Below are 22,885 nucleotides of genomic sequence, written 5' to 3' on the forward strand. Positions count from 1 at the left end.
CTTTTTAATAAAGGAGTAATGTATGGCTTTCTAAAATTAGCAGCTATGGCTGTGAGAATTATTTTTTACTTTTGAGCCAGTTTCCCCACGTAACAAATCACCATTAGTTGCTTTAATGATTTCATCTGTCACTGTATTTGAGATGACATTAGCTACCATCTGCAGAAGATCATTAACTTCCATCTGCGATTGTTTGAATTCCTGGACAATCGGAATTTCATCCAATTCACGTTCTACCTTCGCTAATTTTTCCTCTGTCTTTTTAAAGGCTTCTGTCTTTCCATAATGTTGGAAGTTGACCGATTGCTTTTGTAACCCCTTGATTACTGACATTAACTCAGCTACATTTTTATTTTCATTGATTTGTGCTTCCGCTCGTTTAAAGAAATCAACTTCATTAGTCGTTGAGATCATTTTAGCCAAGTCTTTTGCTTTGTCAATAATTTGTTCTTTCGTGTAGTTCCCCATTTTTAAACTCCCACCTCTACCTCATTTGTTTCTTCCACATACTCACCATCAAGTGACCATGTTTTAGCATTTGTAATTTTTACTTTTACAATTTTACCGATAACAGATTTTGGAGCTCTAAAGTTAACTAATTTATTTTTAGTTGTGTATCCTGCCAGTACATCCGGATTGTTTTTGCTTTCCCCTTCAACTAAAACATCGAGAATCTGGCCTTTATATAATTGATTTTTTTTGTTGGCTGTTTCGTTTACCAGTGCATTCAAGCGTTGAAGACGCTCTTTTTTGACTTCCATCGGAACATTATCCTTCATTTTTGCGGCTGGTGTACCTTCACGCGGAGAATAAATAAATGTATAAGCCAAGTCATATCCAACTTCTTTATAAAGAGACATCGTTTCTTCAAACTGTTCGTCCGTTTCATTCGGATAGCCAACTATAATATCAGTTGTCAGTGTGACGTTAGGGATTGCTTCCTTGATTTTACGAACCAATTCCAAGTATTGTTCACGAGTGTATTTACGAGCCATGATTTTTAAGACATCATTATTACCGGATTGAACAGGCAAATGGATATGATCCATCATGTTTCCGCCCTTAGCCAGAACTTCAATCAAATGATCATCAAAATCACGAGGGTGACTTGTCGTGAAGCGCACACGCGGGATATCGATTTTACGAATTTCTTCCATTAAATCGCCTAGACGATAGTCGATATCTTCAAAGTCCTTACCGTATGCATTTACATTTTGCCCAAGCAATGTGATTTCCTGATATCCTTGAGCAGCCAGCTGACGAACCTCCTGAATGATATCTTCAGGTCTGCGGCTCCGTTCCTTTCCACGTGTAAATGGAACAATACAGTACGTACAGAACTTATCACAGCCATACATAATATTAACCCAAGCCTTGATGTTTCCTTTTCTTACTTTTGGAAGGTTCTCAATAATATCCCCTTCCTTGGACCAAACCTCAATAACCATTTCTTTGGACATATATGCTTCCATCAGTATTTCCGGTAAACGATGGATATTATGTGTTCCAAATATCATATCTACAAAGGCATGCTTTTGTAAAATTTTATTCACAACAGATTCTTCCTGTGACATACATCCACATACACCAAGCAATAAATCAGGCTTATTTTTTCTCAATGCTTTTAAATGGCCAAGTTCACCGAACACTTTATTTTCAGCATTTTCTCGAATGGCACATGTATTCAATAAAATTACATTGGCATCCTCCACGCTGTCAGTTGGTTCATATCCAAGAGCTAAAAAGATACCGGACATAACTTCAGTATCATGCTCATTCATTTGGCAACCGTACGTACGGATATAAAACTTGCGTCCTTCACCCATACCACGGAATTGTTCATTAATATTAAAATCCTTATGATAATTAATCGCTTCTTTTCCGCGTTTCTTAGCATCTTTTAAGGATGGTGGCATGTAAACCGTTTCAAAATACTTGCTATAATCTTTCTCTTGCTTTTTGTCATTTTTAACAGCGGTCGTCGTATCCAATCGTTGCTGCTCGTTCATATAAATCCCCTTCCATGTATCCACACTTATTGATTAAATCTATATATATTATTAAATAGACCAAACCACTCATAAACACAATTATAAAAGCACTAAACTCAAAAATAACAATTACAAACTGTATTGCAATCATTTTTAAAACTATCGTTGTCACATTCATTTAGTATAATGGTTTTGGGCAAATTTCTCAATATGAAGTGTAAAATAGCCTTTTTTGGGATAAACATGCAGATAAAAATACCTGTACAGGCATATATACAATTTTTTTAGTTCTTCCTATTACTTAAGAGCATTTGTCTTTCTAAACAATCCCTAAATCAATCACATATGTCTCCAAAAAAAATGTTTGTCTGCGTTATACCAATGTATTCTTTGATATAAGGCAGACAAACATCCTCCAACAACACTATTCATGTTACTTCGCAAAACCAATATCACTTATTGGCCAAATGCGCAGTTTCACTTCACCAATAATTCGATCCATCGGCACAAAACCAAATATCCTGCTATCTTTACTGTACAAGCGATTATCTCCAAGAACAAACATTTGTCCCTTTGGAACTTTTTGTTTACCTGTCAAATTCTTCAATGTAAAATCTTCAGTCAGACGTTCCCTCTCTTGTAAATCCTTCTTAAATTCCACCAGATAAGGTTCATCAACCGCTTTTCCATTGATATATAGAACATCATTCTTCATCTCAACAGTATCTCCTGGAAGACCAATTACACGTTTTACATAACTATCAGATGAATCTGTTGCATGAAATACGACCTCATCAAAACGGTTAATCGTTGTCATTTTACTTAAGATAACCCGATTTCCATCCTCGAGACTGGGAAGCATAGATTCTCCCCTCACTGTAGTTGGCGTAAAAACAAACTGACGCATTAAAGTCACAATAACAATTGCCAATACGACAGATTTAAACACTGACATAGCTTCTTTTCCTATATTTATCTTATCATTCATAAACCGTACTCCTTTAACCTAATTCATGTACACCCGCTCTGTTCTCTTCTTCATTCATTCCCTTACAAAGAAAAATACAAACGTGTTGGATGTATAAGACGTACAATGTCAATGAGCTAACAAGCCTTTATGTTCTATCATTCTTAATGAATTTTCTGTACCACTTAAAGACTGTTGGAGAATAGCAAAAAAACAGATAGCGCAATAGGACAATTACATAGAATAAAGCCACCTGAATAGGATTACCTAGTGAATCAATGACAAGTTTCCCCCCACTGCTTTTTCTTCATTTTGTTCATTGAAACTACTTTCAGAGATATCGACCCTAAAGGTTACTCATCCTAAGTAATTAAACAAGCGAGAATCCTTTTAAATACTATTTGTAATTCTCAAATATTTGGTTTTGGGATATAGTTATACTATTAATAAAAAGGAGTTGTGGATATGTCCGCGCATATGGCAGTAGATGTTTTGTTAACCAACAAATAATCTGAGGGAGTGTATCTCCGACTGCACCCCTTATTAAAGGGAGAAAAACATGAAACAATTTTTTGATAACTATTTATCAGGTAAAACAGTTTTATTGAAACAAATGGAACCACATCATTTTGAGCGCTTTGCTGAAATTGAAAATGAAAATAGTACACTATTACTTGCAAATGATGATATTCCATTTCCATTAACAGCTGAAGATCACACAAATTTTTTCAAAACGATTAGTGGGAAAAAAGAAGAGTTTATGTTTGGTATTTTTGAGAAAGAATCAAATGAACTTATTGGATCATGTGGTGTATTCGCAATTAACTGGAAGAATAGCACGTGTTTTGTTGGGATATCCATTGGCAACGAGTGGCACAATAAAGGCTTTGGCACAGATGCTATGAATACATTAATTTCTTTTGTTTTTAATTACATCCATATCCATAAAATCAAACTTCAGGTGTTCAGTTTTAATACCAATGCTATCCGCTCTTACGAAAAATGCTATTTTAGTAAGGAGGGTACATTACGAAATGAAATCTTCAGATTTGGGTCATTCCATGATGTACATGTATATGGTTTACTGAGAGAAGAATGGAACAAGCGACAGACTAACTAACTAAAAAAAGCATTAATTCACGTTCTTCATGAATTAATGCTTTTCTGTATTACTATTAACTTGTTAATTAGAGATATCTGAAGTTCCCTCTAAGTAGCCTATTATTTTAAATAACTATTTTCGAAAGACCATTCATACAGTTTATTTAATAATCCCCAGCTCTTTACCAGCCTTTTCAAATGCATTTAATGCTTTAGCCAGCTCCTCTTTGGAATGTTCTGCTGTTACAATGGTCCTGACACGTGCATGACCCTTTGCAACAGTTGGGAATGCAATCCCCTGAGCAAATACACCATATTCCATTAATTTATTAGACAGCTTATTTGTCAAAGCCTCATCCCCAACGATAATGGGAGTGATCGGTGTTTCGCTTTTTCCGGTATTAAAGCCCATAAATTCTAGTCCTTCTTTGAAAAACTTTGTATTCTCCCACAAACGCTCAATTAATTCCGGTTCTTCCAATAATACATCAATTGCTTCTATATTAGCCATTGTCACTGCAGGCGGGTGTGATGTACTAAATAAGAAAGGTCTGCCTTTATGAATTAAATAATCAACCAATGTACGGCTGCTTGCCACATATCCTCCAAGAACCCCTATAGCCTTGCTTAACGTACCTACCTGAATATGAACACGTCCATCCAAACCGAAGTGATTGACGGTTCCACGCCCATTTTGGCCAAGTACTCCTGAGGCATGCGCATCATCGACCATAATAAGTGCATCATATTTTTCTGCTAACTCCACAATCTCGGGTAGCGGTGCGATATTGCCATCCATGGAAAAGACACCATCTGTTACAACTAAGCGTTTACGATAGGATTGAGTCTCTTTCAGGACATCCTCCAAGCTGTTCATATCGACATGCTTATAAACACGGCGTGTAGCTTTTGTTAGTCTTATTCCATCGATTATGGAAGCATGGTTTAATTCATCCGATATAACCACATCTTCCTGTGTAAGAATCGCGGATAGAACTCCTTGATTCGTTGTAAATCCAGATTGAAATACTAAAGCCGCTTCCGTATGTTTAAATTTCGCCAACTTCTCTTCTAACTCTATATGCATATCCATGGTACCGGCAATTGTACGTACCGAACCTGTTCCCACTCCATATTCTTCAATGGCATCAAGCGCTGCATCCTTTAAACGAGGATGTGAAGTCAATCCAAGATAGTTGTTAGATGATAATTGAATCAAATTTTCCCCATTAATCTTAACTTTTGTACCTTGTTCTGATTCCAGAGGAATTAATGGATGGAACAAACCTGTTCCTTTCATTTCGTCTAATTCTGTTTGCAAGTATTCAAACCCCTTCAAATCGCTTCCTCCTCATCCAATTGTTTACCTTATATTCCTTCTATTCCCTATATTTTTGCATTATATCAATAGTATTGAATAAATTTATTACTCTTCCTCATTCAGCACCCTTTTACGGCAGTAATATCACTTTTCCACACTCACCTTTGATCATAAGGTCAAAGCCTTTTTCATACTCTTCTAAAGGGAAGTGATGGGTGATTAATGGTTTAACATCAACCTGCCCTGATTCCAGCAATCGGGAAACCTGCTGCCACGTTTTAAACATTTGTCTCCCTGTAATTCCTTGAACGGTTATCCCCTTAAAAACGATATCATCAGTAATATTGAGAGGCACAGGCTTAGAGGGTAAGCTTAAAATAGAAAACCTGCCTCCATTCGTAATCATTTTAAATCCTTGATCGATGGCTATAGGATGACCACTCATTTCACAAACAATATCAACCCCATTGCCACCCGTTAAATCATAAACTGCCTGAACAGGATCTGTCTTCGATGAATTAATCATCACAGTAGCGCCCAATTTACCCGCTAGCTCTAAACGGTAATCATTAAGATCTAACGCAATGACCTGTGAAGCCCCAGCTGCTTTTGCCACTCCCACTGCCATAATACCAATTGGACCGCAACCGATAATAGCGACCGTTTTCCCGACTACTTCACCTGACAATACGGTGTGGACCGCATTCCCCATAGGCTCCTGTATAGAAGCTACATCTATAGGCATATCTACAGGATTTTTCCAAATATTAGATGCCGGTAAAGCTACATATTCAGCAAAACACCCCTGTGTATCAACCCCAATTATCTTTGTGTTTTTACATATATGATATTGTCCCGTCATACATTGAGGGCAGATTCCACAAACTAAATGTGTCTCAGCGGAAACATAATCACCTATCTGGAAATCCTGTACTTTATTTCCCACTTCAACAATCTCTCCTGAGAATTCATGCCCAAATGCATAAGGAGGATTAACCCTATGTTGAGACCATTCATCCCAAGTATAAATATGGACATCCGTCCCGCATATGGACGTCGCCTTTACTTTAATCAACACTTCATCCTCTTTGATAGAAGGAATATCAATCAATTGGAGTTCTGCTCCATAACCTCTTTTATGTTTTACAACCGCTTTCATTTTTCCATCCACCGTATACACACTCCTGTCTAAAAAAACCTGGTTTATACCAAAATTTTAAATTTTTAACTTAATTATGTAAATAGGCTATTCCTCGTATGGCGGACAGTTGATTATAAGAAGAATATTTTTTTAAAAAAGTATACTAAAGTGAATATTTTTTCCGGACTAAGACAACCTACATTGTCATCTAAGAATGAATCCCCATGTATAAGTCGTTATCAAAGGTATCTGCTAATCATAATAAAAACCCCTGATATATCAAGGGGTTCATTCTTCAAGAGATTTCTCCATGAATACTTACCTCACATTACATAAAAATAATACCGACCGATTACTCGGCCGGTGTTTATTCAATTACATAAATTCTGCTGTCAATTTATCAAAATGTTCCTGAGTCAATTTCAAATCAGCAGAAGATAAAGGTTTTTCAGCATACCCCTGAATTAATTCCTGATAGGAAGGCTGAGCAGTATTTTGATAAATTAAGCCGGTAACTAAGCCTTTATGCTCCATTAACGTCTGCATCGCTGCTTCTTTATTGGATGGATCGTAACCTTCAATTGTTGAAAGCTTTGTTAAATTACCCTTGAACCAATCATACGTATTCACTTTATTATAGGTCACGCATGGACTGAAAACATTAATTAAAGAAAAACCTTTATGACGAATACCTGCTTCAATCAATGCTGTCAAATCTTTTAAGTCGCTGGAAAAGCTTTGCGCCACAAAAGTCGCACCAACTGACAAGGCCATTTCCATTGGAGATATCGCCTGTTCAATCGAACCTCCAGGCGTAGATTTCGTCTTAAAGCCGGCTGCAGAGCGCGGTGATGTCTGACCCTTCGTTAAACCGTATATTTGATTGTCCATAACAATATAGGTGATATCAATATTTCTCCTAATCGCATGTACTGTATGACCCATGCCAATTGCAAATCCATCACCATCTCCACCTGAGGCAAGGACGGTTAAATCACGATTCGCCATTTTGACACCCTGTGCGATTGGTAAAGAACGGCCATGTATACTGTGAAACCCATAGGATTGGATATAACCGGAAATACGGCCTGAACAGCCTATTCCGGAAATCACAGCAAGTTGATCCGGTTCCAGACCTACATTAGCTGCTGCCCTCTGGATAGCGGCCTGAACAGAGAAGTCACCACAGCCGGGACACCAGTTTGGTTTTACATTATTTCTAAAGTCTTTAAATGTAGCCATTTAAACCAACTCCCTGCATTTTGTATACACTTCGTACGGCAAAAATGGATTGCCGTCATATTTTAAAAGCTTCGTAATCTTCTCGGCATGGCCAATATTCATTTTCAGAATGTTGGCAAGTTGTCCTGTTGCATTATTCTCGATAACAACTACCTTTTTCGCATCCTGAACATAGGGCAGTAACTCATGGGCAGGGAATGGATGAAGAAGCCTTACATGTACATGGTTGACTTTAATCCCGTCATCAGCCAGGTTTTTCATCGTCTCTTCAATGACACCTCTAGTAGAAATAAATCCGACCAATAGCAAGTCTGGATTCTCATGGACAGCATTTATATGGATTGGATCTTTAAATCTTACAGACTCGATTTTGCGCATTCGTTTATCCATTTGAGCTACACGATTGGAAGCAACCTCTGAGGGTTTTCCCGTCTCATCATGTTCAACGCCTGTAACATGATGGATTCCATTTTTCATTCCTGGAAGAGGTCTTGGTGATATCCCGTCTTCCGTTACAGCATATCTCTTAAAATAACTTTTATCAGTAGGCTCAGGTAACTCCTCAGAAATTAATTTACCTCTCCTAATCTCAACCCTGCTAAAATCTAAAGGCTCAACGGTTTGTTTACCCAATGATAATTGTAAATCGGAAAGGATAATCACCGGAACCTGATATTCTTCAGCTAAATTAAAAGCTTCTACTGTATCGTAGAATGCTTCCTCCACTGTACTTGGTGCAAGAACGATTTTTGGAATTTCACCATGAGTTCCATAAATCATTGCCATCAAATCGGATTGTTCCTGTTTTGTAGGCATACCTGTCGAAGGGCCTCCACGTTGTGTGTCGACAATTACAAGCGGAGTTTCTGTAATACCCGACAATCCAATTGCCTCCATCATTAGCGATAAACCTGGACCAGCTGAAGCTGTTAAACTGCGTACACCTGCATAATTTGCGCCAATTGCCATCGTACAAGCAGCAATCTCATCTTCTGTCTGTATGACGGCTCCTCCAAACTTTGGCAGTTGCTTAATTAAATACTCCATTATCTCAGAGGCAGGCGTAATCGGATAGGCAGCCATAAAGCGAGTTCCACCAGCCAGAGCACCCATGGCAATCGCATCATTACCAATCATGAATAAACGTTTTTTTCCATCAGCTTCTACTAGCTGCAACACTCCAGCCTTGTTACCCATTTGTTCCATTAAAAAGTCATAGCCAGCTTGAATCGCTTCTAAATTCTTTTCAACGACAGCGGCTCCTTTTCTTCCAAATATTTCCTCAACCACTTCTGAAAATACCTGAATATTTAAACCAAGCACAGCACTAGAAGCGCCGATAGCTACCATGTTCTTCATCAAAGATGTCCCAAGCTGAGAGGCTATTTCTGTAAATGGGACGGAATAGAGTACTGCTTCGGTATCTAAAGGAGCTTTGGGATCAAACTTGGTGTCGGCCAAAATAATACCGTCTTTATGTAATTCTTTATAATTCACATCAATGGTTTCTTGGTCAAATGCCACTAACACATCCAAATCGTCGGCTATTGATCGAACCTGTGTTGTGCTTACTCGAATTTTATTATTTGTATGGCCCCCTTTAATACGGGAAGAAAAATGGCGATACCCATACAAGTAATATCCCAGACGATTTAATGCAATAGAAAAAATTTCTCCAGTACTTTCTATGCCTTCACCTTGCTGCCCTCCAACTTTCCATGAAAGTTGTTTATTCATTTCCTTTACACCCCTTCGATTCCCTTATATGAAATATTGGTTTTTCATGTCAGCTATAAAACTATTAACAATAATTTTATTATTTACTAGAATATACCATTATGTCTACAATATTAAGCTTAAGTTTCTAAAAAAACCATAAATAAAGAAATAGCGTATTCAATTCAACCCCTATTGGCCATATCTTGATGCAAAATTATCAAATAAGAAGTGACGGACATCCTCTTCCTTATAATACTTCAGCAGCTCGTTAACCAGATTACTATATTGTTCCACTCTGCTGAGAGAATGTACGCTTGTTGTCGTCCCATCAAAGTCAGATCCAAATCCTACATGACGGGCACCTCCAAGTGAACAAACATGTTCCAGATGCCTCAATACATCAGTCAAGTTTGCCTGATTGGTACCTGTTAAAAATTCAGGGACAAATGTAAGTCCCATAACCGATTTTTTTTGAATTAATGCTTTAATTTGTTCATCACTCAAATTTCTTGGATGATCAACTAGCGATCGGCAATTTGAGTGAGAAGCAATTGGTCTGCTATGTATTTCCATGCAATCCCAAAATGCTCTCTCCGATAAATGAGATACATCACACCAGTTGTTCGTAACATTCAACAATTCAACTACCTTTTTCCCAAAGGCGGTTAGACCGGCAGCGCGTTTTTCCAATGCACCATCAGCGACCAGATTAGCCCAGTTCCATGTCAACCCTACCACTGTAACACCAAGCCTCAGTAATAGCTTCAACTTCAACATGTCGTCGCCAATACAGTCACAACCCTCCAACATGAGAATCGCACCTGTCTCTCCCTCTTTAAGCCTGCCAATATCCTTATACTTTCGAATGAATTTTAACTTCCCTGTGCCAATTATTTGGTCATAAAAAATATCCACCATGGCAAGAGCTGCATCAAAGCGGATAGAAGGATGTACATTTTCCGGTATATAAATAGCGAAAACTTGTACTTGTATATTAGCTGCTTTCAAACCAAGATTTGTTACCTCTAGCTCCCTGCTATGATAAAAGTCCAATTTTGGATTAAGAAACAGCTTCATTAACACATCACAATGTGCATCAAATATTCTCATTTAAGCTAATCCCCCATGTTATGTTAGCTTCGGTTAACAAAAAGGAGCATCCTCCCGGTCGGAGAATACGCCTACCGATCCCTTATCAGAGTCAGCTCCAGTTTTACTGCAGTTTCATTTCACCGTGGTTCTATAATTAGTTTTATGGCGGTACGTTCCTCACCATCAATTAAGATATCTGTAAAAGCAGGAATGCATATAAGATCCATCCCGCTGGGTGCGACGAATCCTCTTGCAATCGCTACGGCTTTTACTGCTTGATTTAATGCACCTGCACCTATTGCTTGGATTTCTGCTGCTCCTCTTTCTCTAAGTACTCCAGCCAGCGCTCCAGCCACAGAGTTGGGATTAGATTTTGCTGAAACCTTTAATATTTCCATTTCTGGTCCTCCTCATCTTATTCCAAGACATGTCCCCTAGTGAGTATGTTTTTTCTGTTAACTATATTCATAATGAACAAAAGATATACCATACAAAAAAGCCAACCCCTATAGGTTGGCTCCTCGCAATCGTTTTTAATAAAAGAATGGATGATCTTCATTAATTAAAATTCTCTCAGTTTTTTTCGCTTTGCCCGTTTTAGGATCTAAATCAATAATTAAACCACTAAGTACAGCTCTTCCCTCTTTTGGTACTTCAAATCTCACAGGCAGGCTTGTTAAGAATTTCTTGATGACAGCATCGCGTTCCATTCCTAGAATACCATCATAAGGCCCTGTCATTCCTACGTCAGACATGTAAGCAGTTCCTTTAGGCAGAATTCGGTTATCAGCTGTTTGGACATGTGTATGGGTCCCAACTACCGCTGACACTCGTCCATCCAGATACCATCCCATTGCCTGTTTTTCACTGGTTGCTTCAGCATGCATGTCAACAAATATAAATGGCGTTCGCTTACTGGCCTCTTCTACCAATTTATCTGCACATAAAAATGGATCATCAAGCGCAGGCATAAAGGTTCTGCCCTGCAGGTTAATAACAGCCAATTCAAACTGATTCATCTTAACAAAGGAAAGTCCCGTGCCCGGTGTTCCCTCCGGAAAATTCCCAGGGCGCACCAGATATTTTGCTTCTCCTATAAATTCAAAAATATCACGATTGTCCCAGGAATGATTACCAAGTGTAATGATATTAGCTCCGTACTCAAGTAATTCTTTATAAATTTTTTGGGTAATCCCTCTTCCAGCTGCAGCATTTTCTCCATTAATGATGACAAACTGCGGTCTATATTTTTCCTTTAACTTCCCTAAATATTCTTTCACCATTGCTCTTCCAGGTGATCCAACAATATCCCCTATAAATAATAACCTCATTTTCGCTTTCCTTTCTTTGAAACTAGGCCAAGATTATCTTTGGTATAGTTTAACTTTTTTGTTTAAAAAAGTTTCGATCTCCAAAAAAATAAAGCGGTGAGGAACACCGCTTTATTTTGCATATTCAACTGCTCTGGTCTCACGAATAACCGTCACTTTAATATGTCCCGGATAGTCCAGTTCATCTTCAATACGTTTTCTAATATCTCTGGCTAATCGGTGTGCCTCTAAATCATCAATACTTTCAGGCTTAACAATAATACGAACTTCTCGTCCTGCCTGGATTGCAAATGATTTTTCAACACCTTCATAGGATTCAGAAATATCCTCAAGTTTTTCAAGGCGACGAATATAGTTTTCAAGCGTTTCACTTCTAGCTCCAGGTCTAGCTGCAGATAATGCATCAGCAGCTGCTACCAGAATGGCAATTATAGATTTTGGTTCGGCGTCTCCATGGTGAGAAGCAATACTATTAATGACAACAGGATGTTCCTTGTACTTCGTAGCAAGTTCCACTCCTATTTCCACATGGCTTCCTTCTACTTCATGGTCAATCGCTTTACCGATATCATGCAATAGTCCAGCGCGCTTTGCCAATGTAATATCTTGACCAAGTTCTGCTGCCATCAAGCCGGATAAATAAGCTACTTCCATCGAATGTTTAAGCACATTCTGACCATAGCTTGTACGGTATCTTAAGCGGCCAAGAATTTTTATTAAATCTGGGTGTAAGCCATGAACCCCAACTTCAAATGTTGTTTGCTCACCGATTTCACGGATATGCTCATCGACTTCCCTTCTTGCTTTATCAACCATTTCTTCAATACGAGCCGGATGGATACGCCCATCCTGAACAAGCTTTTCAAGGGCAAGTCTTGCAGTTTCACGTCTAATTGGATCAAATCCAGATAAAATGACAGCTTCAGGTGTATCATCAATAATTAAATCGATTCCCGTCAACGTTTCAAGTGTTCGAATATTACGTCCTTCTCGACCGATAATTCGACCTTTCATTTCATCATTTGGAAGATTAACAACAGAAACGGTCGTTTCGGCCACATGATCTGCTGCACAACGTTGAATCGCAAGTGACAAGATTTCACGTGCCTTTTTGTCTGCTTCTTCCTTCGCTCGGTTATCGCTCTCTTTCATCATGATTGCAATATCATGTGATAGCTCTTTCTCAACACGATCAAGGATAATGGCTTTTGCTTCTTCTCTAGTCAGGCTAGAAATACGTTCAAGTTCAGAACTTTGAGCTTGAATTATCTCGTCCACTTTGCTTTCCATCTGTTCAATATGCTGTTGTCTTTGGTTCAGAGAATCTTCTTTCTTCTCCAATAAAGCCTCACGTTTATCTTGAGAGTCTGCTTTACGGTCCAGATTCTCTTCTTTTTGTAGAATTCGATTTTCCTGTCTCTGTAATTCAGTTCGTCGATCACGAACTTCCTTTTCAGCATCAGTCCGAAGCTTATGAATCTCATCCTTTGCTTCAAGAAGGGATTCCTTTTTCAAGGCGTCCGCTTCACGCTTTGCGTCCTCAATAATTTTTTCAGCTGCGTTCGTTGCGCCGGATATTTTAGATTCAGCTATAGATCTTCTTAACAAATAGCCAACAACTGCACCAACAATTAGGCCAAGCAAAATGGAGATGATAGCGATTGGATCCATCATTACACCTCCTCTTGCTATTAACTTTTTTAATCTCTTTTACTACATTGTTTTCAATTCTGGCATGTACATCATCTAAAAATATACAGCACAATCGCTTTTAGGCATGTCATAAAAAAAGATATTAATACATTTCTATTGTAAAGTTATGAAAATTTGTTGTCAAGAGCAAGTCCTGACGCTCTTTTAATCGTTTTTAGAAAATACAGACAGATATACAATTTTCGTGACCCTATCCACCTAGGTCATAGTTTCTAATAATACTCTCCACTTTAAGACAGCCGCTTCCCATTAAGTTGAGTAAAAGTACAAAAGCCGAAGAAATTATTTGTTTTTCGCATCTTTTCTAATAAAGTTATAGATTTTTCTCAAACAACACTTACTGATTGATCATACTCTGCCAGTCACAATACTACCTAAATATTATTTCTTTCATGATTCTCTTCAGAAACAGCTAAATTTATAATAAAACACACCCTGAGGCCCACCTATAGAAAGAGCAAACCCATAATCAGGTTTGCCCATTACAAACTACTTATTCAGGTAAATCAAATTTATCCATTTCCTCTGCTGCTTCAACCACTTTCGCTTCACCGTTTAATCCATAGGCTGAGCGGATTTTAATGGAAATTTCATCCCGAACATCTGGATTTTCTTTTAAGAAGAGCTTCGCATTCTCTCTTCCCTGTCCTAAGCGATCTCCATTATATGAGTACCAAGACCCACTCTTTTCAATAATATCCAATTCAGAACCAATGTCGATGATTTCTCCTTCTTTGGAAATACCCTCACCATACATAATATCAAGTTCTGCCACTTTGAAAGGTGGAGCCACTTTATTTTTAACAACCTTTACTTTAGTCCTGTTCCCTACAATATCATTTCCCTGTTTCAGTTGTTCTGCACGTCTTACTTCAAGGCGAACCGTAGAATAGAACTTAAGAGCACGACCACCTGGAGTTGTTTCTGGGTTACCAAACATAACACCAATCTTCTCACGGATTTGGTTGATAAAGATTGCTATGGTGTTAGATTTATTAATGGATCCAGAAAGTTTACGAAGAGCCTGAGACATTAAACGGGCTTGTAGACCCATATGAGAATCTCCCATTTCACCTTCAATCTCAGCTTTTGGTACTAAAGCAGCCACTGAGTCAACAACGATAATATCAATTGCACCACTTCGTACAAGCGCCTCAGCAATTTCCAATGCCTGTTCACCTGTATCTGGTTGGGAAAGTAATAATTCATCTATATTTACGCCAAGCTTTTGTGCATATGCCGGATCTAAAGCATGTTCTGCATCAATAAATGCTGCTTGTCCACCCTGTGCCTGTACTTCAGCAATTGCATGTAAAGCTACTGTCGTTTTACCGGAACTCTCCGGTCCATAAATCTCAATTATTCTACCTCTTGGATATCCACCCACACCGAGGGCTGAATCAAGAGCAAGCGAACCACTTGGAATGGTAGAAACCTTTCTGTCTGCTCTTTCCCCCAGCTTCATTACTGAACCTTTACCAAATTGCTTTTCAATTTGTTTTAGCGCCATATCGAGCGCAGCTTGACGTTCACTCACAGTTTATTTCCTCCCCATATCTATATAAAAACATTACATGTATAATTTAGAACTTATTTATACTATACCTCATCTGTCCCCATTTAACAAGTAAAAAAGCGAACATTTATTCGTATTGTTTTAATGGTAATTTTGCTAATAAATTTAAAGAAACTCTCTAGCAAACAGAATGCTTTTAGCAGTAATTAAAGTAAAACTAAAATTATCTCAATTTTATAAACAATAGAAATCCCCAACCATATAAGTTGGGGTTTTCTATTATGCATATAACTCTCTCAACTTTCGGATAAGAAAATGACAGCCATACTTCATGCTTCTTACCCGATTAACCTCACGCATACCGCCTAAGTCCAATCTCTTTGCGTACGTTTTCTGACCGGAAATGGCTATACCGATATAAACAGTCCCTACCGGATGACCTTCCAATTCATCTGGTCCAGCTACTCCAGTAAAACTAATCCCAATATCAGATTGGAGCATGGCTTTAATATTATCAGCCATTTCCATAGCACATTGCTCACTGACAACTCCATATTGGTCGATGGTTGATTGTTCGACCTTCAAAAGCTTTTCCTTTGCTTCATTGGTATAAACAACAATACCGCCCTTAAGGATTAAACCGGCTCCCTGTATATCCGTCATTTTTTCCTGAAACATTCCGCCGGTTAAGCTTTCTGCTGCCGATATTGTAAGCTCATTTTCTTTTAAAAGATTGATAAGTTCAGTCATAATAGTCGCATCATCATATCCGTAAAAATATTCTCCCACACGCGAAAGAATTTTTTCTTCTGTCTCTTTTAATAGTTTGTCAGCTTCTTCAATAGATTCATGTTTAGCTGTAATACGAAGAGTTACCTCTCCATCTGAGGCAAGAGGCGCTATTGTCGGATTACTTTGCTGATCCAGTAAATCTTCTATTTCTGTTTCAAGCTGTGATTCCCCAATACCAAAGAAACGGAGGACTCGGGAATCTATACGCTCCACCCTGTCCATTAATCTCAAAAGATAAGGAACTGCAAAATTTTGATGCATTGGCTGCATTTCACTTGGAGGACCTGGTAATAAAATGTGAAGAATATCCCCATGAGACACAACCATTCCGGGAGCCATTCCATTTTGATTAGGGAATACTTCCGATCCTCCAATAACCAATGCTTGCTTCCGGTTGTTTTCTGTCATCACCCGTTTTATTTTCTTGAAATATTCTTCAATATTTTCCATAGCTTTTTGGTCTGTTATTAATGTTTTACCTATATGGGCAGCTACAACTTCTTTTGTTATATCATCCTTTGTTGGTCCCAACCCACCAGTGTATATTATGAGATTTGCTCGGGATTCTGCAATTTCAATAGCCTTTTTTAATCGTACAGGATTATCCCCAACTACTGTATGGTAATATACGTTAATACCTATCTCTGCCAGGCTTTTTGATATAAACTGAGCATTGGTATTTGCAATCTGTCCAAGTAATAACTCAGAGCCTACCGCTATTAATTCTGCATTCATTCTGTCACCCGCCATTTAACAAGTTATATTTAGAATGATACCCTTATTTAGAATTTAAAAACGCATGTTTATTCTTAGCAAAGTAATCCCAGCCAGACCATAGAGTAAAGAATAAGGCTACGTAAAGAGCTATATCAGCAAACGGGAAATTAATCCACGCAAATGGTAGATTATGCAATAGTAATGCAGCTATAGCTATGATTTGAGTCCATGTTTTAATTTTACCCAATTGATTCGCTGCAACCACTTCACCTTCACCGGCTAGAACCAGGCGAAGACCTGTTACCGCAAATTCACGGCTGATAATTAAAATAACAATCCAAGCAGGGGCCAACTCGTATCCTACAAGGATAATTAATGCTGCAGATACAAGAAGTTTATCTGCCAACGGATCAAGAAACTTTCCAAGGGTTGTGACCAGATTATGTTTTCTAGCATAATATCCATCAATCCAATCAGTAGTGGAAGCAATGATAAAAATGATAGCTCCAACAAAATGAGAGATAGGCAACTCCACATCGTTAATCACCCACGTTCCCCAATCAATGGATGGAAGCATGATAATCATAAACACAGGGATCATGCAAATTCTGGAAATCGTTATCTTGTTCGGTAAATTCACTTGATGTTCCTCACTTTACTTTTAAATTTTATTTATAAAAGGATAGACGAGAGAAGGCCATCCATTGATGACCTTCCAATCTTACTCCTTCGTGTAATCAATCGTTATGTTTTGAACAATCAGTTCACTTTCATACTCCAGTTTTTCATCATTAACAAAAATTTCAGTGTCTGGAGTTTTCCCTATATTCATGACTATTTGATTATCATCTGAAAGATCAAAATCCTGGCTTTCTCCATTTTGAATCACCCCATTGAAGAGATTTTCTCCCTTGGAGTTTTTAACAGATACCCATGTCTCGCCGGTAGATTTTACTGATACCTTAAATTCATCTGTATTACTTAATTCATATGTTGTATTTTTTCCATTCGCGGAGGTCACTTTCAGCTCAGCAGAACCTGCTTCTTCCGGCTCTTTAGATTCTTCCTCAGCATTCTCTGGATTACTTTCTTCTTCTGTTTCCGCTTCTTCTTTCTCATTGGTGTTTTCTTCTTGGTTTGTGGATTCACCCTGCTCAAGTCTTACAGGGTCACCGTTTTGATTAACTGTCCCTGTGTCATCATTATTACCAATGGCTTTTGCTACAAAGTAATAAATAATAGCCACTACTGCAACAAGGAACACAGCTATCAAAATTTTAGGAAGTACTTCCATCCACTTTGAATGCTGTACTGGCAATGTTTTTTTCGATTGCACTCTAGATAATTTTTGAGGAATCTCCTCCTGCTGAACTGCCGCAGGAATATCCGTTTGATGCTCCGCAAAAAGCTGTTCAGGATCTAATCCAACTGCTTCAGCATATTGTTTAATAAACGCTCTGACATAGAATTTGCCCGGCATCATTTCATAATTGCCTTCTTCTATACCAACAAGATAACGCTTTTGTATTTTGGTTATCTGTTGAAGGTCATCCAGGGTTAATCCTTTAGACTCTCTGGCTTCCTTTAATACTTTACCTAATTCCGTCATATAAACACCTTCTAATCACTAAAAATCAAACGATCCAAATTCGGATCCTCCAAATAAAGAGGACTGTTGGTCTACTGCTTCATATGTGATCTCTTCGTTCGGGTCATTACGTAGTTCAATAATATAATCAAAATCGTTCATTGTATACTCTGAATTTTGTACAAACACATCAGGATGTTCAACAACTTTAATTGAATCAAGTCTCATGATCTCACGCACAAGCTGCCAATGCCTTTCATTGGCTCTGCGAGTTGAAACAATCCCATCCAGAATAAATAAGTTATCTTCATTGTATTCATCTTCAATTAATTGATTTCGAACGGTTTGTTTTAATAAGGTGGAAGATACAAATAACCACCGCTTATTCGCACAAACACTTGCAGCAACAATCGATTCAGTTTTACCAACCCGGGGCATACCCCTGATTCCAATTAGTTTATGGCCTTCCTGTTTAAAAAGCTCGGCCATAAAATCAACTAGAAGCCCAAGATCTTCTCTTACAAATCGGAATGTTTTTCGATCATCTGCATCTCTTTGTATATAACGACCATGTCTGACTGCTAACCGATCTCTTAATTTCGGCTCTCTAAGTTTAGTTACTTTTATCGTATCCATTGTTTGCAGAATTGATTCCAGGCGTTCAATTTGACGATTATCCTTCGCCAAGAGAAGCATACCTCTTCTCCCCTCATCCACACCATTGATGGTTACGATATTTATGGAGAGCATTCCTAGCAAAGAAGAAATATCCCCTAACAAACCGGGACGGTTAATTTTAATTTCATATTCAAAATACCATTCCTTCTTGTCCATACCGTTCCCCCTAAGAGAAATATTTGACAAATTCCTTCAATATTTTCCCTATATCCTATCATATCTGATTTACTGACGAGTGGAAAGCAAAATACATAGTGTAGCATTAAATACTTATGTATTCCATCCGCCATTCACACTGATAATCTGCCCTGTTATATAACTGGAGTCTTCTGAGAGGACAAAGGAAACAACTCCAGAGATATCCTTCGGATGCCCCAGCCGCCCCATTGGGATTTCTTCTTCCAATTCTCTAAGCTCTTCAGAATCGAATCGATTGAGCATAGGTGTGGAAATTGCACCGGGTGATATAGCATTTACACGGATTCCAGAAGGTGCAAGCTCCTTCGCAAGTGCCTTGATAAAAGAATTCTGTCCACCTTTTACCATTGAATAAAGAACTTCACAGGAAGCACCCACTTCTCCCCAAATAGAAGTAATGGCAATGATACTGCCATCTTTTTTTTGTATTAACTTAGGAACTAGTCCTTTAGTCAATAAAAAGGGAGATGTAATATGTAATGAAACCATCTGTTTGGCTCGGTCATCGGTTATATCTGTTATTAAACCAAAATGACTGTCACCGCTATTTAGTATTATCGTATCAATTTGATTAATTTCGTCAATTATAACTTGATGTCCGCCATCTTTACTTAGATCAGCCTGAATTACTTTCACCTGTATTTGAAATGGTTTTAACTGATCTAAAAGCGAATTAATTCCGCTAAGATTACGGTTATAATGGAGATATAGATTCCAGCCCTCTGCAGCCAAACGTAATGCAATTGCTTGACCAATTCCTCCACTAGCACCCGTAATGAGTGCATATTTTCCATTCATAATAAAAACCCCTTGCCGTAAATAACACTTACAATACTTTTCATTATAAAGCTTGAAGATGAAAAGTAAAACCACCAATTGAAAATAGTCAATTGTTTCTAATATAAGCTTCTTTAATCCTACCAAATAGTTATCGTAAACCAGTGAATCAGTTAAGCTGGTTAATTGTCCGTTTACCTTGTATTATATAAACAAATTTAAATACAAAAAGAGCCAAAACCATTACGGCTTGGCTCTTACCCATTCAGGATGGAAGTATTTGAAATACTGACATTCTATCCTCATCTATAAATTCCTGTACTGCTTTATTCACTTCATCATAGGTCAAAGCTTCCAAAACAGTCACAACATCAAATAGCTTCATGTCATTAAAAGCATATCGTGTAAATTGATTGGCTATCGATTCAGGTGAATTCAATGACCTGAGGAAGGCACCAATTTTCTTCTTACGAATTGAATTTAATTTTTCCTCTGTTACAATTTTTCCTTCGCGGGCCGCAAAAAGAATATTTTTCAATTCTTCCTCTAAATGATCCGGCTTATCTGTATCACTGCCGACCATTCCAAATCCAAATCCATATTCCTGTGTATAATCATAAAAGAATGAATGGTCAATTAACCCTTCAGAATATAGTTTTTCATAATACTCGGAGCTTTTTCCAAAAGTCATATCCAGAAAGAGGTTGATAGATAGCTCTTGTTTTAATAAATCAATCCCCTGGAGAGTTGGATTATTTGCCTTCAATCCAACCACACACTTAGGCGTCTGGACATGCATATTGGTTGAGCGTTTTTTAGTAGCGACATTAGCCGGCTCTGCATCAAATTTCCGTTCGATTTCCCCACGTTTATCGAAGTTTTTCTTAGCCTGGTTGTCACGAACTTGCTGCATGATTGTTTCCGGATCCAATGGCCCTGTAATAAACAGAAGCATGTTGCTTGGATGATAAAATGCATTGTAGCACTTATAGAGCAGTTCTTTTGTTATTCCTGAAATCGACTCAATGGTACCAGCTATATCAATTTTCACAGGATGATTATGATATAGATTTTCAATAATACCGAAATATAATCTCCAATCTGCATTATCATCATACATGGTAATTTCCTGGCCAATAATCCCTTTTTCTTTTTCCACACTCTTATCCGAGAAATATGGTTCCTGGACAAAATCAACTAATGTTTCTAAATTTTTCTCTACATCCGTTGTACTGGAAAAAAGGTACGCTGTTCGAGTAAAGGATGTAAAAGCATTGGCCGCTGCACCTTGTTTACTGAACTGCTGGAATACATCACCATCTTCTTTTTCGAACAATTTATGCTCTAGGAAGTGCGCAATTCCATCCGGGACCCTGGAATATTCATCTGCACCGGGCTCTTTAAAATGATTATCGATTGATCCATATTTAGTTGTAAAAGTGGCATAGGTCTTATTAAATCCTTTTTTCGGAAGGATGTACACAGACAAACCATTATCCATTTTTTCGAAATATAATTCTTCCTGAAGCTGGTCAAATAGTATTTTCTCCATTACTCAGTCACCTCATCTCCACTTAAAAAATAGATCGTATCCATTTGAATTTTTTCTCCACAAGCCACAATTTCATCCTTTGTTACTCTATCAATCGAAGACAACCAATCATCCAATGGTTTATCAACAGCGGCAACCACATTATGATATAGAACTTCTGTTAGACCACGGGAGGTGTCGATCGTTTCGAGCAATTGATTTTTAATGATTGCTTTTGTTTGTTCCATTTCTTGATCCGAAAATTCGCCCTTTTTCATAGCTTCCATTTGTTCTTTTATGATCGTTACTGCCTGATTATAATTTTTATTATCAATGCCGGACATAACCATTAAAAGACCTTTATGACTTTCAAGTCGTGATGCGGCATAATACGCCAAACTTGCTTTTTCACGAACGTTTATGAAAAGTTTAGAGTGTGAAAACCCTCCAAATATCCCATTAAACATTTGCAAAGCAAAATAATCTCGATCGCCATAAGTGATATTTGTTCGGTAGCCAATATTCAGCTTACCCTGTTTGATATCCTGCGTTTCTTTCAGTTCTTTCACTTCAAGGATATCATGTTTATTATGCATAACCCGTTCAGGTTTTCTCTCCGCGAACTGAAAGTATTCACTAGACATTTGCGTTACCCTGGCTTCATCCAAATCCCCAATTACATAGAGGTCCAATTCATCTTCGGCAAACGCTTTTTTATAATAATTGTATAGGGATTCAGGAGTGATTTCATCGACTTCGCTTATAATCCCGTTTGCTTCCAGCCGATAATTTTCTTCCATACACATTTCCTGAGTTAAGCGTAATGAAGAATAACGCATTTTATCATCATATACAGCCTGCAGCCTTTGTTTCAGAGCACGCTTTTCCTTTGCAACTGTATCCGCATCAAAAGCATCTCCCTTTACATTAGGATTAATCAAAACATCATGTAAAAGCTTAAACGCTTGTTCCAACAGCGGTTCAGGCTTGGATAAAAATCGTTCATTTACCATTTCCATTTGAAAACTCATAATATGATATTCGCCTTTTTTACTGACATCTGTAAAAAGACTGGCTCCATATAATTGATCTAGATGGGAGCGGAAAGCTGTAGATGTTGGATATGCAGCTGTATTACTTTGCAGGACATTTGGCAACAAAGCTCTATATGTAACGGTTTCTTCCTTTAAAGGTGCTTTCATCTTCCAAACAAGCGTCGTTGTTTTAAATTTCTTAGTTGGTACAAAATGAATCGTAATGCCAGCTTGTTTTAGTTTAATCTCATCAATAACTGCCATATTTTTGACCTCCCTTTACTCAATGTTATGCAGGTTCTTAACCATATTGTTCGTCTCAAGGATTTTTTTTAAACCTTTAGTTTGAATATACAGGTTAAATGGAATGTAAATCAAGGAACTGACCCTGACCTTCTTTCATTCTTTCTTCTAAATTCGATCTAATTAAAATCGA

Annotated in this window: 20 protein-coding genes; 1 reads left to right on the forward strand and 19 read right to left on the reverse strand. The window is 37.9% G+C overall.

The genetic code is table 11. The features are described from left to right. Nucleotides 1–36: 36 nt before the first annotated feature. The 3 genes from A8L44_RS01015 to lepB all read right to left on the reverse strand — a co-directional run bounded on the left by A8L44_RS01015 (nt 37) and on the right by lepB (nt 2,979). Complete coding sequence (locus A8L44_RS01015; RefSeq protein WP_066100229.1) at nt 37–468, reverse strand: RicAFT regulatory complex protein RicA family protein; 432 nt, start codon at nt 466–468, stop codon at nt 37–39. 2 nt (nt 469–470) lie between these two features. After that, on the reverse strand, nt 471–2,009 hold the full coding sequence (gene miaB / locus A8L44_RS01020; protein WP_066100232.1) for a tRNA (N6-isopentenyl adenosine(37)-C2)-methylthiotransferase MiaB: 1,539 nt from the start codon (nt 2,007–2,009) through the stop codon (nt 471–473). A 415-nt stretch (nt 2,010–2,424) separates the two neighbouring features. Then, a complete protein-coding gene (lepB, locus tag A8L44_RS01025) occupies nt 2,425–2,979 on the reverse strand; it encodes a signal peptidase I (protein WP_066100235.1) in 555 nt (184 codons plus the stop codon). A 538-nt stretch (nt 2,980–3,517) separates the two neighbouring features. Between lepB and A8L44_RS01030 the strand changes: the two genes are divergently transcribed. After that, on the forward strand, nt 3,518–4,078 hold the full coding sequence (locus A8L44_RS01030) for a GNAT family N-acetyltransferase (protein ID WP_066100238.1): 561 nt from the start codon (nt 3,518–3,520) through the stop codon (nt 4,076–4,078). Between the two features lie 141 nt (nt 4,079–4,219). Here A8L44_RS01030 and A8L44_RS01035 read toward each other — a convergent pair whose 3' ends face one another. The 16 genes from A8L44_RS01035 to yfmF all read right to left on the reverse strand — a co-directional run bounded on the left by A8L44_RS01035 (nt 4,220) and on the right by yfmF (nt 22,713). Further along, entirely contained in the window at nt 4,220–5,398 is a 1,179-nt protein-coding gene (locus A8L44_RS01035; protein ID WP_066100241.1) for a glycine C-acetyltransferase, read from the reverse strand. Nucleotides 5,399–5,510: 112 nt separating this feature from the next. After that, complete coding sequence (gene tdh, locus A8L44_RS01040; protein ID WP_077247936.1) at nt 5,511–6,551, reverse strand: L-threonine 3-dehydrogenase; 1,041 nt, start codon at nt 6,549–6,551, stop codon at nt 5,511–5,513. 345 nt (nt 6,552–6,896) lie between these two features. Beyond that, nucleotides 6,897–7,763: a 2-oxoacid:ferredoxin oxidoreductase subunit beta gene (locus A8L44_RS01045; RefSeq protein ID WP_066100243.1), complete on the reverse strand. Its 867-nt coding sequence runs from the start codon at nt 7,761–7,763 to the stop codon at nt 6,897–6,899. Continuing rightward, complete coding sequence (locus A8L44_RS01050) at nt 7,764–9,500, reverse strand: 2-oxoacid:acceptor oxidoreductase subunit alpha (RefSeq protein ID WP_066100246.1); 1,737 nt, start codon at nt 9,498–9,500, stop codon at nt 7,764–7,766. A 171-nt stretch (nt 9,501–9,671) separates the two neighbouring features. Continuing rightward, nucleotides 9,672–10,592 (reverse strand): dipeptidase, encoded by a 921-nt coding sequence (locus A8L44_RS01055; RefSeq protein WP_066100249.1) that lies wholly within the window; start codon nt 10,590–10,592, stop codon nt 9,672–9,674. Between the two features lie 119 nt (nt 10,593–10,711). Then, nucleotides 10,712–10,972, reverse strand: coding sequence for a stage V sporulation protein SpoVS (spoVS, locus tag A8L44_RS01060; RefSeq protein ID WP_066100252.1), 261 nt, complete (start codon nt 10,970–10,972; stop codon nt 10,712–10,714). A 135-nt stretch (nt 10,973–11,107) separates the two neighbouring features. Further along, on the reverse strand, nt 11,108–11,905 hold the full coding sequence (locus A8L44_RS01065) for a TIGR00282 family metallophosphoesterase (RefSeq protein WP_066100255.1): 798 nt from the start codon (nt 11,903–11,905) through the stop codon (nt 11,108–11,110). A 111-nt stretch (nt 11,906–12,016) separates the two neighbouring features. Then, on the reverse strand, nt 12,017–13,576 hold the full coding sequence (gene rny, locus A8L44_RS01070) for a ribonuclease Y (RefSeq protein ID WP_066100258.1): 1,560 nt from the start codon (nt 13,574–13,576) through the stop codon (nt 12,017–12,019). A 535-nt stretch (nt 13,577–14,111) separates the two neighbouring features. Then, nucleotides 14,112–15,155, reverse strand: a complete 1,044-nt coding sequence (recA, locus tag A8L44_RS01075) for a recombinase RecA (RefSeq protein ID WP_066100261.1) — start codon at nt 15,153–15,155, stop codon at nt 14,112–14,114. Between the two features lie 258 nt (nt 15,156–15,413). Then, the gene (locus A8L44_RS01080; RefSeq protein WP_066100267.1) at nt 15,414–16,661 is read right to left on the reverse strand and encodes a competence/damage-inducible protein A; all 1,248 of its coding nucleotides are present in this window, start codon (nt 16,659–16,661) and stop codon (nt 15,414–15,416) included. A gap of 43 nt (nt 16,662–16,704) precedes the next feature. Beyond that, nucleotides 16,705–17,283, reverse strand: a complete 579-nt coding sequence (pgsA, locus tag A8L44_RS01085; RefSeq protein ID WP_066100270.1) for a CDP-diacylglycerol--glycerol-3-phosphate 3-phosphatidyltransferase — start codon at nt 17,281–17,283, stop codon at nt 16,705–16,707. Between the two features lie 81 nt (nt 17,284–17,364). Next, a complete protein-coding gene (locus tag A8L44_RS01090; protein WP_066100274.1) occupies nt 17,365–18,252 on the reverse strand; it encodes a helix-turn-helix domain-containing protein in 888 nt (295 codons plus the stop codon). Between the two features lie 18 nt (nt 18,253–18,270). Continuing rightward, nucleotides 18,271–19,065 (reverse strand): DUF3388 domain-containing protein, encoded by a 795-nt coding sequence (locus A8L44_RS01095; protein WP_066100277.1) that lies wholly within the window; start codon nt 19,063–19,065, stop codon nt 18,271–18,273. Nucleotides 19,066–19,179: 114 nt separating this feature from the next. Continuing rightward, a complete protein-coding gene (ymfI, locus tag A8L44_RS01100; protein ID WP_066100280.1) occupies nt 19,180–19,905 on the reverse strand; it encodes an elongation factor P 5-aminopentanone reductase in 726 nt (241 codons plus the stop codon). Nucleotides 19,906–20,149: 244 nt separating this feature from the next. Continuing rightward, nucleotides 20,150–21,436 carry an EF-P 5-aminopentanol modification-associated protein YfmH gene (yfmH, locus tag A8L44_RS01105; RefSeq protein WP_066100283.1) on the reverse strand — a complete coding sequence of 429 codons (1,287 nt, stop codon included), beginning with the start codon at nt 21,434–21,436 and terminating at the stop codon, nt 20,150–20,152. Continuing rightward, entirely contained in the window at nt 21,436–22,713 is a 1,278-nt protein-coding gene (gene yfmF, locus A8L44_RS01110; RefSeq protein ID WP_066100285.1) for an EF-P 5-aminopentanol modification-associated protein YfmF, read from the reverse strand. The genes yfmH and yfmF overlap by 1 nt, the downstream gene beginning before the upstream one ends. Nucleotides 22,714–22,885: the final 172 nt, after the last annotated feature.

The sequence above is a fragment of the Bacillus sp. FJAT-27986 genome, from assembly GCF_001685035.1.
Classification (GTDB): Bacteria; Bacillota; Bacilli; order Bacillales; family Pradoshiaceae; genus Pradoshia.